We start from the raw sequence: 11,895 nt of genomic DNA, 5'->3' as shown, positions 1-11,895 counted from the left end.
AGAAATGAGAAGTATATTGTTAATCCCCCGCTTCTTGGAATTATTTTTGGTGTTATCTTCTCTCTTTCACCTCTTTTTTCATGGGGTTTGTCAACTATCTTAAACCTATTTCCAATATATATGGATAATGGGGTAAATAGAGATGATGATATAAAACCTATAAAGAGATAGTAGATGTGTGGAAGTATATTCTTCATCTACTTTGTTCCAAATAACCTATCTCCAGCATCGCCAAGACCAGGAACAATGTATCCATGATCGTTCAATTTCTCATCTATGGCTATGGTGTAGATTGGGATATCTGGATAAAACTTTACCACATAATCAAGTCCCTCTGGAGCTGAAACAAGACATATTACATCAATATCTTTAACTCCCTTCTCCTTTAATATCTCTACTCCCTTTACTATAGATCCACCAGTCGCAAGCATTGGGTCAAGGAGAAAAACCTTCGTTTCGCTTATTCTTTCTGGAAGTTTAACATAGTATGTTACAGGCTTAAGTGTTTCAGGGTCTCTGTAGAGCCCAATATGCCCAACCCTTGCGTTTGGTATTAATTCAAGAATCCCATCACTCATAACTAACCCTGCTCTCAATATTGAAACAAGGGTTATTTCTGTGGAAAGTATAAAACCTGTAGTAGTTGAAATAGGGGTTTCTATCTCAGTTTCCTTTAGTGGTAGATTTCTTGTTATCTCATAAGCCATCAAAGCAGATGTCTCCTTTACAAGTTCTCTAAACTCCTTTGGCTTTGTATTTTTATCCCTCAGATATGTTAATTTATGTTTTATCAAGGAATGGTTAAGTAGATGCACATTTTTCCACTTCATCTTACCTCCTTTCAACCTCTAAAAATTATATCACAATTTAATAAATACCGCCCCCTTTATATCCACTGAGAGAGTAGGTATCTTTTCTTTAAATTTTAATTTAGTTTTAATATTCTCTATTTTTTCCAGACCAAATTCTGGATATTCAAACACAAGTTTCCCACCCTTTTTCAAATATTTTTCCGATTCCGAAAGGAGAATCCTTATAAATTTAAAACCATCTTTTCCTCCATTCAGAGCTTCATATGGTTCCTTTTTTACATCCTCATCAAGTTCATAAAGCATGCCTTCTGGAATGTATGGTGGATTGGAGATAATCAAGTCAAACTTACCCCTAACTTTTTCAAACATATTGCTTCTAATAATTTTTCCAGAAACTCCAAATCTATAAAGATTTGCCTTGATATTTTCTATTGCGATAGGATTTATATCTACAAATGTACAATTCTTAACCTTTCCTTCAAGCATTAAGCTTATCCCCATAACCCCTGTTCCGGCACATATGTCAAGGCAATTTTCAAACTTCTCTTCCCTTTTTACTAAATGATACACAATCTCCTCCGTTTCAAACCTTGGGATAAAAACGCCTTCAAACACCATAAATTTTCTTAATAAGAATATCCTTTCTCCCGTCACATATGATAAAGGTTTTCCTTTTCTTCTTTCTTCAAGTTTCAATATTATCTCATTAGTATCTTTTGGGGATATCTCCTCGTTCATTTTCAATATGAATTCCTCTTTACTCAAACCCAGATGAGACGAAATAATAATCTCAGATTCAAGATATGGGTTTCTTTTTTCTGAAAGAATCTTTTTTCCAAGTTTGAGAAGATCAATTACTCTATAGGTTGAGCTCCTCAATTTTTCTCTTTCTATCCTCCTCCTTAAGCGCATTGATAAGTTCTTCAATATTTCCCTCCAGTATTTCAGGGAGATTGTATAGGGAGAGTCCTATTCTGTGGTCTGTAACTCTGTTTTGAGGAAAATTGTATGTTCTTATCTTTTCACTTCTCTCCCCCCATCCAACCTGCTTTTTTCTCTCTCTACTTACCTCTTCCTCCTTCTTTTTCTGATACATATCAAATAGTCTTGCTTTAAGAATCTTTAAAGCCCTCTCCTTGTTTTTAAGTTGAGATCTCTCATCCTGACATGTAACAACAATACCTGTTGGAATATGGGTTATTCTAACTGCTGACTCAGTTTTCTGTACGCATTGACCGCCATGTCCACTTGCTCTAAATACATCTATTCTCAGATCCTCTGGATCTATTTTTACATCAATATCCTCTACTTCAGAAAAAACTGCCACAGTTACTGTAGATGTATGAATTCTTCCAGAAGCTTCAGTTACAGGAACTCTCTGAACTCTATGAACTCCACTTTCAAACTTCAGGTCACCATAGGCACCTTTGCCTATCACAGAGAAAATTATCTCTTTGTATCCCCCAAGGTCAGTTGGATGGGAATCCATAATCTCTATTTTCCATCCCCTCTTTTCTGCATAATAGGCGTACATTCTAAAAAGATCTGCTGCAAATAGAGCTGCTTCTTCTCCTCCCGCTGCTGCTCTTATCTCCATTATTGCGTTTCTTTTGTCTCTTGGGTCTTCCGGAATAAGAAGTAGGAGTAATTTATTGTGAAGTTTCTCTTCCTCCTCCTTGAGTTTCTCAATTTCTTCCTCTGCAAGTTCTTTCATCTCTTCATCCTTTAAAAGTGTCTCTGTTTCAGCTATATTTTTTCTAACCTCTTTAAGTCTTCTATAGGTTTCCACTATTTCTGAAAGTTCCCCCCTCTCCTTTACATATCTGTTTAGAAGTTCAGGATTTTTGTAAATCTTTTCATCATACAACTTCTTTTCTATTTCCTGATATCTTCTTTCAATTTCTTTCAATTTCTCTTCAATACCCATGTTTCACCATCCTTAACAGTAGTGTTTTTGTGTTAAAGGTGACCTTTCCAAAGGGGATGTCTCCCCATATCTCCTTTACATAGAAACCCCTAAATTTAAGAAATTCCTTTACTCCATAGGGTGTGAATAGTTTTTTCTTTTTATGAGATCTCTCCTTGCTGTTTAAATTAATCTTTTCTATTAGAACATAATCATTTTCTACATCTAAATTATAGATTAAAAGAGTCTCATCCTTTACTTCCATGCTCTTTACAAGATAATAAAACAGATTTTCACACTCTGTGTAGATTTCTCCATGTATTTTTTTCTTTATTTCCTCCCAGTTCACAGATTGAGTTTCAAACAGAGAGGGTAAGAATAAAGGATTTTTTACAACTTCTCCCTTTTCTATAAACTCTTTGTAGGATAATACATTGAGGTTTTTTTCTTCTATCAATCTTTGCCATTCTCTAATTCTCTCTTCTACCCCATCATTTCCTTTCTCTCTGTATAATATTAGGTTTATCAGGCACTATGTGGTGTCTCCTGCATCTTGCCTCATACTTCTCCTGTGCTCCTATCATAACAACAGGATCATAATAGGATGCTGGTTTTCCGTCTATTATTCTCTGAGTTCTTGTTGCTTCTTCACCACACACCATGCATATGGCTGTCAATTTATCAACCTTTTCAGCTCTGGCAAGAAGTGCTGGCATTGGTCCAAATGGTTCTCCCCTGAAATCAAGATCAAGACCTGCCACTATGACTCTAATCCCTCTATCGGCTAAGAACTCAATTACATCTACAATTTTTTCAGAAAAGAACTGTGCTTCATCGATTGCTACAACCTGCGTATCATCATCTATCTTTGCAATTATTTCCTCTGGGTGATCAACACTTATTGCTTCAACCTTTGCTCCTGAGTGAGAAACAACCTTTGCTTCATCGTACCTTGTGTCAAGGGAAGACTTAAAGACCTGAACTTTCTGTCTTGCTATTTTTGCCCTTCTCACCCTTCTTATAAGTTCTTCGCTCTTACCCGAGAACATACATCCAGTAATTACTTCAATCCACCCCTTTTTCATTAAGATTCCTCCTCTGGCACAATTGTGTTTAGAAATTCTTTGTTGCTCTTAGTCTTTATAAGCATATCTGCAAGTTTTTGAAGTGCCTCAAATGTATCTGCATTGGCAAGCACCTTTCTTAAGACCCATATTCTTTTATACTCTTCTGGGTCATAGAGAAGTTCCTCTCTTCTTGTTCCAGACCTCTTTACATCTATTGCTGGGAAGACCCTTCTTTCAGCAATTCTTCTATCAAGAACAAGCTCCATGTTTCCTGTTCCTTTAAATTCCTCATAGATTACCTCATCCATCTTGCTTCCAGTTTCTATAAGGGCAGTTGCAAGTACTGTGAGACTCCCACCTTCCTCTATGTTTCTTGCAGCGCCAAGAAACTTTTTCGGTCCTCGTATTGCAGCAGGATCAAGTCCTCCAGATAGGGTCCTTCCAGATGGTTGGGTTATTAGATTGTATGCTCTCGTTAGTCTTGTTATTCCGTCAAGGAGTATCATAACATCATGACCCATTTCAACAAGTCTTTTTGCTCTTTCAAGTACAAGTTCTGTAACTCTCACATGGTTTTCTGGTGGAAGATCAAATGTTGATGCTATCACCTCTCCTTTAACAGATCTCTCCATGTCTGTTACCTCCTCAGGTCTTTCATCTACAAGAAGCACCATTAGTTTTATCTCAGGGTGATTTGTCTCAACGGAGTGAGCTATTTTCTTCATGAGGGTTGTCTTTCCAGCTTTTGGTGGAGAAACAATCAATCCTCTTTGGCCCTTTCCAAGTGGTGCTATTAATTCAATAAGTCTTATGGCTAAATCTCCATTGGGTGTTTCAAGCCTTATCCTCTCGTTAGGAAATATTGGTGTTAAATTCTCAAATACAGGTCTTCTCCTTGCCTGTTCTGGGAGGAGACCGTTTATAGAAATAATCTTTAGGAGTGCTGGGTATTTATCTCTTTCTGGTGGTTTCCTTACCCAACCTTCAATTTCATCACCAACCCTTAGATTAAACCTCTTTATCTGTGATGGAGCAACATATATATCTGAGGAAGAAGGTGTATACTTTGTTCGTAAGAATCCATAACCCTCAGGGAGAATCTCAAGTATTCCCTTTGCTATGTACTGTTCCTCTTTTGGAATATATGGGAAATAATCAGTTTTCCTTTCAGGTTTGACCTCCACCTTAACTGTATCCTTTACCTTTGTCTCACCTTTGCTCTCTAACTCCTCCATTCTCTCTATAATCTTTTTTATCAATTCGTTTTTTCTATAATGGGAGTAATTCTTAACCTTTAAATCCTGAGAGATCTTGTAGAGTTCCTTCATGGTTTTCTTCTTAAGTTCTTCTTCTTTCATTCTTTTATACCTCCAGTTAATTTCAAATTAATGTAAAAATCTTAGGAAAAATGGTAAAAACACTAATGATATGATACTCATTAACTTTAAGAGTATATTTATGGAAGGTCCAGCAGTGTCTTTAAATGGGTCACCTACAGTATCTCCTGTCACTGCTGCTTTATGTGCAGGAGAGCCCTTTCCACCAAAAAGTCCTCTCTCTATAAGTTTCTTTGCGTTATCCCACGCACCACCTGCGTTTGCCATAAATATCGCAAGGAGTGCTCCACTGACGAGTGCTCCTGCAAGAAACCCACCTAAACCATCTTTACCAAAGAGAAATACCATAACAAAGGGAGAAGCTATGGTTATGAGAGAGGGTATAATCATTTCCTTTAATGCTCCCTGTGTGGAAATATCAACACATTTCTCGTACTCTGGTTCAGCTTTCCCCTCCATTATTCCTGGAATTTCTCTGAATTGTCTTCTAACCTCCTCTACCATTTTATGTGCTGCCTTTTCCACAGCTGAGAGAGCATAACTTGAGAAGAGATAGGGAAGCATGCCTCCTATAAACATAGCTGCAACAACATTTGGCTTTAAAATACTTATTATGGAAAGTTTCGCAGTTTGAGCATATGCAACAAACAGAGCCAGTGCTGTGAGTACAGCAGATCCAATGGCAAATCCCTTTCCCATAGCCGCTGTTGTGTTTCCAAAGGCATCAAGAGAGTCTGTAATTTCCCTTACCTTTGGATCTTGATGGCTCATCTCCGCAATTCCACCTGCATTGTCTGCAATTGGACCATACGCATCAACTGATAGAGACATTCCCAAAGTTGAGAGCATACCTAAACCTGCAAGAGCTATTCCATATATACCTGCAAATCTGTATGCTCCCCATATGGAGAGGGCAAGTATTAAAATTGGAAATATTGTACTTTCCATTCCAACTGACATTCCAGCCAATATATTTGTGGCTGCTCCTGTAGTAGAAGCCTTTGCAATTCTTTTTATTGGATTTCCACCTGTATAGTATTCAGTAATTAAGCCTATCACTACACCACTTATAAGTCCAAGAAAAGTGGCATAGAAAGGTTCAAGAATTCCAAGGTACACTTTAGTAACAATATACCCTATAATTGTAAAGAGTATCGCAGTGAAAAATGTTCCCCCTCTTAATGCATACTGAGGAGTTATATTTGTTCCAAGTTTTGATGAAAATTTCACATAGAGAACCCCAAGAATTGAGGCGATAAGTCCTATTGATACAAGAATTAATGGATAAAATATTCCCTTTTCTCCAAATGGAGCTGTTTTTGATAATGCGTGGGCAATAACTATTGATGATACTGTTGCGCCTACATACGATTCATACAAATCTGCTCCCATTCCAGCCACATCACCAACATTATCACCTACGTTGTCTGCAATTGTGGCTGGATTCCTTGGGTCATCTTCAGGTATCCCTGCTTCAACTTTTCCTACAAGATCTGCTCCAACATCTGCAGCTTTAGTGAATATTCCACCACCCACTCTTGCAAACAGTGCAACGAAACTCGCACCCATAGAGTATCCGGTGATTAATGAAAGCACACTGGTTGATCTTATAAAATTGGCACCAATAAAGTAGACTATCACTAACCCTAAAATTCCCAAGGATGATACAGTTATACCCATGACTGCACCACCAGAGAAGGCAACATCAATAGCTTTTCCAGCTGAATGTCTTGCTGCATTTGTTGTTCTTACATTTGCCCGAGTTGCAACTGTCATTCCCACAAAACCAGAGAAGGCAGAAAGGAATGTTCCAAATATATAGGAAACTGCGACCCACGGATGAATAAGAATACCTACAATTACAGCGAAGATAAGAACTATTATACTCATTACCTTCCATTCTCTTACAAGAAAAGCAGATGCACCTTTTCTGATGGCTATGGAGATCTTTCTCATTTCCTCTGTTCCTTCTGGATTCCTCAATACATCCCATATGAGAATAACAGAAAAAACAACACCAGTAATTCCAGCAACAAGTGGGTAAATAAGTGTGTTCATATTATCCTCCTTAGTTCTGGAGCCAGCGGCCCGACTCGAACGGGCGACCAACTGATTACGAATCAGTTGCTCTACCTCTGAGCTACGCTGGCAAAAGTTGGGAAGAGACTTTTTGGAGCGGGAGACGGGATTCGAACCCGCGGCAGCCACCTTGGCAAGGTGGTGCTCTACCCCTGAGCTACTCCCGCATGGCGGGATCGACGGGATTCGAACCCGCGATCTCCAGCGTGACAGGCTGGCGTGTTAGACCACTACACCACGACCCCGCAAGTATCGCTCAGTGGTGGGCGAAACAGGATTCGAACCTGTGACCCCTTGCTTGTGAAGCAAGTGCTCTACCACTGAGCCATTCGCCCTGCTATATTATTCTAATAAAATTTTCTCTTTTGTCAAGTAATTGTATAAGTCCATAACATATTGGAAAATTGAATTAACATTTCGAACTTTGTTTAGTTATTATTCATTGATTCTTTGTTGTGTTAAAATCTATTTAGGATGGATGAAGTTAAGGAGACAGCAAGGCTTATTAAAGATTCTAAATTTATCGTTGCTTTAACTGGTGCAGGTATATCAACAAATGCAGGGATCCCAGATTTTAGAGGTCCAAAGGGAGTCTATACTCTTGGCATCTATGATCCGGATAAAGTTTTTGATATAGATTATTTCCTTATGGATCCACTACCCTTTTATAATTTTGCAAGGGAATTTGTTTCTCTTTTAGAAAAGGTGAAGCCCACATTCACGCACACCTTCCTTGCCAGACTTGAATCTCAAGGCAAACTTAAAGCTATCATCACCCAGAATATAGATTTACTTCATGAAAAAAGTGGTTCAAAAAATATTATTAATCTGCATGGAACCTTTTTAACTTCTCATTGCACTCAATGTGGAAAAAAGTATTCTTATGAGGATATGAAGGAGAAGATATTTAAAGAGAGGATTCCAAAGTGCGAGAAGTGTGGAGGTGTTATAAAACCTGATATAGTATTCTTTAAGGAGGGGGTAAGGGATTTTGACAAGGCAGTTGAGTTATCAAAGAGAGCAGATCTCTTCTTCGTAATAGGAACATCTTTAAAAGTCTATCCCGCATCTTTGCTTCCTCAGTTTACAAGGGGAAAGATAATTGTTGTTGGCAGTGGAGATATAAATTTAAAATTTATAACTCCTTATTTAGTAGTAAGAAGAGATATTGATGAATTCTTTAAAGAAGTAAGTAAAGAATTGGAGGTGATTAAATGATTGAGGAGAAATTAAAAGATATGGGTATTACACTTCCCGAACCATCTAAACCTGTTGGCTCATATCTTCCTGTTGTAAAATCAGGTAAGCTCGTTTTTCTTTCAGGTGTTATATCAGGTAAGAAGGGAAAGGTAGGAAAAGATCTTGATATAGATGAGGCATATAAAGAGGCAGAAAAATGTGCATTGATTCTTCTCTCCAACCTGAAGAAAGAAATAGGTTCACTTGATAAGGTAAAAAGAGTTGTGAAATTGGAAGGCTTTGTAAATTCAGAGAAAGGATTTAGCGATCAGCCAAAGGTTATAAATGGTGCAAGCGATTTATTGGTGAGACTGTTTGGAGAAAGGGGAAAGCATGCGAGAATTGCTGTGGGAGTGAGTGAACTCCCATTGAACTCATGTGTGGAGATAAGTATGATTGTGGAGGTTGAGAATGAATAGAGATGAAGCTATTAAACTTATCAAGGAGAAACTTAACAATGAGAATCTTGTAAAACACTCCATAGCGGTGGGTGCTATAATGAAAGGACTGGCAAAATATTTTGGTGAAGACGAGGAAAGATGGGAGTTATGCGGTCTCCTTCATGATATAGATTATGGAGAAACCATGAATGATCCAGATAAACACTCCTTAATTGGAGGCAAAATGCTAAGAGAGATGGGTTTTGATGAAGAATTTGTAAACGCCGTTGAGGCACATAATGAAAGGCACGGAATACCAAGAAACTCCCTCATGGCTAAAGCATTGTTTGCTGCTGATCCTATCTCTGGTCTTATCACAGCTACTGCATTGGTAATGCCTGATAAAAAACTTGCGAGTGTGAAGGTAAAATCAGTTAAAAAGAAATTTAAGGCAAAGGAGTTTGCAAAAGGTGCAAATAGGGAGCAAATAAAGACATGTGAGACAGAACTTGGTATTCCTCTCTCTGAATTTATTGAAATTGCTCTAAACTCAATGAAAGAAGTTTCTGATGAACTTGGGCTTTGAGGAGATATTTATAAACCTTGAATTTCTCACCATACTGGTGATTTACAGTAGAAAAAAGGAGTTAATTGAAAGAGTAAAAATTCTTAACAAAGAAGTGGAGGAAGAAACAAGTAATTCTTTTGTTAAAGAAATTGTTATTGATGTTTTTTATGGAAGAAAGGAATTGGATTTAAAAATTTTGAATCTCTCTTATTTAACGGATTTTCAGAGGAAAGTCCTTATTAAAACTAAGGATATACCAAGAGGAAAGGTAAGCACATATAAAAAACTTTCAGAAAAGGTTGGCGTGAGAGAAGGAGCAAGAGCAGTTGGAAATGTTATGAAATTTAATCCCTTTCCAATACTAATTCCCTGCCATAGGGTTATAAAAAGTAATAGAGAAATAGGAGAGTATGGAGGCGGAAAGAAGCTGAAGAGGAAATTGTTAATTTTTGAAGGCGTAGGATTTGAAAACAAATGGAAGGTTTTAAATGAATATGTGGTATAATTTGAAATGTTTTGTGTCTATGGTATAATTTGAAGGAACAAAACTTGAAAGTAGTATATCAGATAATAGGAATTAGGAGGAATTATGAAAACAACTCTTATAAAACCAAAAGATGTGGTTAGAAATTGGTGGTTAATTGATGCCAAGGATAAGACGCTTGGCAGAATTGCAGTTGTTATTGCGAAATTGCTTATGGGTAAACACAAACCAGATTATACTCCATACGCTGATTCGGGTGATTATGTTGTAGTAATTAATGCAGATAAGATAAAGGTGTCTGGTGAAAAGGAGATTGAAAAAATTTATTACCACGCATCGGGTTATCCAGGTGGCCTGAAGGAAACAAGGTTTAGAGATATGATTAAAAAACACCCAGACTTTCCTATAAGGAGTGCTGTTAAAGGGATGCTTCCAAAGAATAAACTAAGATACAGGATGCTTAAGAGACTCAAAGTTTATGCTGGCAATGAGCATCCTCATAATGCACAGAATCCTATACCATATAAGGAGGAGAAATGAGTCCACTAATTGCTGGAAAGAGAAAAACATCTATTGCAAGAGTAAAGTTGAGTCCGGGTAATGGAACAATTACAGTTAATGGGAAGTCCTTTGAAGAGTATTTTCCAATTTTATTCCATAGACTTGTAGTTCTACAGCCATTCAAAGAAACAGGCAGAGAAGGAAGATATGATGTTGTGGTAAAGGTAGAGGGAGGAGGAAAAAGTTCCCAGGCTCAGGCAATAAGGCATGCCATATCCCGTGCTCTTTCTGATTTAGAGCCTTCTTTAAGACAAACATTAAAATCTAAAGGACTACTTTCCTTTGACGCCAGAATAAAGGAAAGAAAGAAACCAGGTCTTCATAGAGCAAGAAAAGCAAGACAGTATAGAAAGAGATAAGTTTTAATTAAAGGAGGGAAATTTTTTGGGAAAAAGTATTGTTGTAACCTCTGGTAAGGGAGGGGTTGGTAAAACTACTATTGTAGGAAACATTGGAACAGGTCTTGCACTTAAAGGAAAAAGGGTTGTTCTTATTGATGTTGATATAGGCTTAAGGAATCTTGATCTTGTTCTTGGATTGGAGAATAGAATTGTTTACACAATAATGGATGTGCTTGATGGTTCATGTAAACTCTCACAAGCTCTTGTTAAGGATAAAAGATTCAAAAATAGACTCTATCTTCTTCCTGCAGCGCAAACGAGGATGAAGGAAGAGATAAAAATTGAGGATTTAAGGGATATAGTTCTCAAACTGAAAAAAGAATTTGATTTTGTTATTCTTGATTCTCCTGCTGGTATAGAACACGGTTTTAGACTTTCTACTTTATCCAGTGATGAAGCTATAGTGGTTACAACACCTGAAATTACAGCTATAAGAGATGCAGATAGGGTGATAGGTCTTCTCGAATCCATGGAAATTTTTAACCCTAAACTCATAATAAATAGAGTTAAATTTGATATGGTAAAGAAGGGAGAAATGCTTGATTGGAAGGATATATCTGATATTCTCTCTGTGGAAGTGATAGGGCTTGTTCCTGAGGATGAGTATGTGACAATATCGACCAACATGGGAGAACCAGCAATACTCAATGATAAATCCCCTGGCGGAAGAGAAATGATGAATATAGTAAGGAGAATGCTTGGAGAAGATGTTCCAATAATTGAGGAGAAACCAAAGGAAGGTTTCCTTAATAAGTTGTCCCACCTATTTAAAAAGGAGAGATAGGGGTGTCTTTTTTAGGTATAGGTAAGAGAAAAAAGAGTGGAAGAGTTGCCAAGGAAAGAATAGCCTTTGTGCTTTATTCTGATAGACTTGCACTTTCTCCAAAAAAAATTGAGGAATTAAAAAAAGATTTCTATTCCCTGGTGCTTAAGTATGTGAAATTGAATGAGGAAGACATAAGCATAAAGATAAGAAGAGAAGGCAAAAGGACGATACTTATAGCAGAATTTCCAATGAAACAAAATTAAGAAATCTCTGTCAAATGATTAGGAGTAAAAAA

At 37.3% G+C, this 11,895-nt stretch carries 16 protein-coding genes and 4 tRNA genes; 8 read left to right on the top strand and 12 right to left on the bottom strand.

Going from position 1 to position 11,895, the window contains the following annotated elements:
- The 12 genes from J7J33_00185 to J7J33_00130 all read right to left on the bottom strand — a co-directional run.
- The coding region (locus tag J7J33_00185) for a hypothetical protein (GenBank protein MCD6167717.1) at positions 1-197 on the bottom strand (197 nt) is incomplete at its 3' end.
- Positions 198-830 (bottom strand): uracil phosphoribosyltransferase, encoded by a 633-nt coding sequence (gene upp / locus J7J33_00180; GenBank protein ID MCD6167716.1) that lies wholly within the window; start codon positions 828-830, stop codon positions 198-200.
- 30 nt (positions 831-860) lie between these two features.
- Positions 861-1,739: a peptide chain release factor N(5)-glutamine methyltransferase gene (locus J7J33_00175; protein ID MCD6167715.1), complete on the bottom strand. Its 879-nt coding sequence runs from the start codon at positions 1,737-1,739 to the stop codon at positions 861-863.
- The gene (prfA, locus tag J7J33_00170; protein ID MCD6167714.1) at positions 1,672-2,733 is read right to left on the bottom strand and encodes a peptide chain release factor 1; all 1,062 of its coding nucleotides are present in this window, start codon (positions 2,731-2,733) and stop codon (positions 1,672-1,674) included. Before prfA ends, J7J33_00175 begins: the two co-directional genes overlap by 68 nt.
- A complete protein-coding gene (locus J7J33_00165; GenBank protein MCD6167713.1) occupies positions 2,729-3,175 on the bottom strand; it encodes a hypothetical protein in 447 nt (148 codons plus the stop codon). Before J7J33_00165 ends, prfA begins: the two co-directional genes overlap by 5 nt.
- A 34-nt stretch (positions 3,176-3,209) precedes the next feature.
- A complete protein-coding gene (locus J7J33_00160; protein MCD6167712.1) occupies positions 3,210-3,803 on the bottom strand; it encodes a thymidine kinase in 594 nt (197 codons plus the stop codon).
- Positions 3,803-5,143: a transcription termination factor Rho gene (gene rho, locus J7J33_00155; protein ID MCD6167711.1), complete on the bottom strand. Its 1,341-nt coding sequence runs from the start codon at positions 5,141-5,143 to the stop codon at positions 3,803-3,805. The genes J7J33_00160 and rho overlap by 1 nt, the downstream gene beginning before the upstream one ends.
- Positions 5,144-5,170: 27 nt before the next feature.
- Positions 5,171-7,180, bottom strand: a complete 2,010-nt coding sequence (locus tag J7J33_00150) for a sodium-translocating pyrophosphatase (GenBank protein MCD6167710.1) — start codon at positions 7,178-7,180, stop codon at positions 5,171-5,173.
- 17 nt (positions 7,181-7,197) lie between these two features.
- Positions 7,198-7,272, bottom strand: a tRNA-Thr gene (locus tag J7J33_00145).
- A gap of 21 nt (positions 7,273-7,293) precedes the next feature.
- Positions 7,294-7,368 (bottom strand) — tRNA-Gly (locus J7J33_00140).
- 1 nt (position 7,369) lies between these two features.
- Positions 7,370-7,446, bottom strand: a tRNA-Asp gene (locus J7J33_00135).
- Positions 7,447-7,461: 15 nt separating this feature from the next.
- Positions 7,462-7,536, bottom strand: a tRNA-Val gene (locus J7J33_00130).
- A gap of 139 nt (positions 7,537-7,675) precedes the next feature.
- Between J7J33_00130 and J7J33_00125 the strand changes: the two genes are divergently transcribed.
- The 8 genes from J7J33_00125 to minE all read left to right on the top strand — a co-directional run bounded on the left by J7J33_00125 (position 7,676) and on the right by minE (position 11,863).
- Complete coding sequence (locus J7J33_00125) at positions 7,676-8,419, top strand: Sir2 family NAD-dependent protein deacetylase (GenBank protein ID MCD6167709.1); 744 nt, start codon at positions 7,676-7,678, stop codon at positions 8,417-8,419.
- Positions 8,416-8,859 (top strand): RidA family protein, encoded by a 444-nt coding sequence (locus J7J33_00120; GenBank protein ID MCD6167708.1) that lies wholly within the window; start codon positions 8,416-8,418, stop codon positions 8,857-8,859. The genes J7J33_00125 and J7J33_00120 overlap by 4 nt, the downstream gene beginning before the upstream one ends.
- Positions 8,852-9,406, top strand: a complete 555-nt coding sequence (locus J7J33_00115; GenBank protein ID MCD6167707.1) for an HDIG domain-containing protein — start codon at positions 8,852-8,854, stop codon at positions 9,404-9,406. The genes J7J33_00120 and J7J33_00115 overlap by 8 nt, the downstream gene beginning before the upstream one ends.
- Positions 9,390-9,893 (top strand): MGMT family protein, encoded by a 504-nt coding sequence (locus J7J33_00110; GenBank protein ID MCD6167706.1) that lies wholly within the window; start codon positions 9,390-9,392, stop codon positions 9,891-9,893. Before J7J33_00115 ends, J7J33_00110 begins: the two co-directional genes overlap by 17 nt.
- 84 nt (positions 9,894-9,977) lie before the next feature.
- Positions 9,978-10,412: a 50S ribosomal protein L13 gene (gene rplM / locus J7J33_00105; GenBank protein MCD6167705.1), complete on the top strand. Its 435-nt coding sequence runs from the start codon at positions 9,978-9,980 to the stop codon at positions 10,410-10,412.
- Complete coding sequence (gene rpsI, locus J7J33_00100) at positions 10,409-10,792, top strand: 30S ribosomal protein S9 (protein ID MCD6167704.1); 384 nt, start codon at positions 10,409-10,411, stop codon at positions 10,790-10,792. The genes rplM and rpsI overlap by 4 nt, the downstream gene beginning before the upstream one ends.
- 25 nt (positions 10,793-10,817) lie before the next feature.
- Complete coding sequence (gene minD / locus J7J33_00095) at positions 10,818-11,618, top strand: septum site-determining protein MinD (protein MCD6167703.1); 801 nt, start codon at positions 10,818-10,820, stop codon at positions 11,616-11,618.
- A gap of 2 nt (positions 11,619-11,620) precedes the next feature.
- Positions 11,621-11,863 carry a cell division topological specificity factor MinE gene (minE, locus tag J7J33_00090; protein MCD6167702.1) on the top strand — a complete coding sequence of 81 codons (243 nt, stop codon included), beginning with the start codon at positions 11,621-11,623 and terminating at the stop codon, positions 11,861-11,863.
- The last annotated feature ends 32 nt before the right edge of the window (positions 11,864-11,895 follow it).

It is taken from the genome of Caldisericia bacterium, from assembly GCA_021158845.1.
GTDB lineage: Bacteria > Caldisericota > Caldisericia > B22-G15 > B22-G15 > B22-G15.
Note: the sequence above shows the minus strand (reverse complement) of the source record. Positions and strands in the feature narration are given on the sequence as shown.

Bases quoted from the DNA above. Each gene is read 5' to 3' on its own strand.
- upp (MCD6167716.1), bottom strand. From the start codon at position 830: ATGAAGTGGAAAAATGTGCATCTACTTAACCATTCCTTGATAAAACAT.
- J7J33_00160 (MCD6167712.1), bottom strand. From the start codon at position 3,803: ATGAAAAAGGGGTGGATTGAAGTAATTACTGGATGTATGTTCTCGGGT.
- rho (MCD6167711.1), bottom strand. From the start codon at position 5,143: ATGAAAGAAGAAGAACTTAAGAAGAAAACCATGAAGGAACTCTACAAG.
- J7J33_00150 (MCD6167710.1), bottom strand. From the start codon at position 7,180: ATGAACACACTTATTTACCCACTTGTTGCTGGAATTACTGGTGTTGTT.
- J7J33_00125 (MCD6167709.1), top strand. From the start codon at position 7,676: ATGGATGAAGTTAAGGAGACAGCAAGGCTTATTAAAGATTCTAAATTT.
- J7J33_00120 (MCD6167708.1), top strand. From the start codon at position 8,416: ATGATTGAGGAGAAATTAAAAGATATGGGTATTACACTTCCCGAACCA.
- J7J33_00115 (MCD6167707.1), top strand. From the start codon at position 8,852: ATGAATAGAGATGAAGCTATTAAACTTATCAAGGAGAAACTTAACAAT.
- J7J33_00110 (MCD6167706.1), top strand. From the start codon at position 9,390: ATGAACTTGGGCTTTGAGGAGATATTTATAAACCTTGAATTTCTCACC.
- rplM (MCD6167705.1), top strand. From the start codon at position 9,978: ATGAAAACAACTCTTATAAAACCAAAAGATGTGGTTAGAAATTGGTGG.
- rpsI (MCD6167704.1), top strand. From the start codon at position 10,409: ATGAGTCCACTAATTGCTGGAAAGAGAAAAACATCTATTGCAAGAGTA.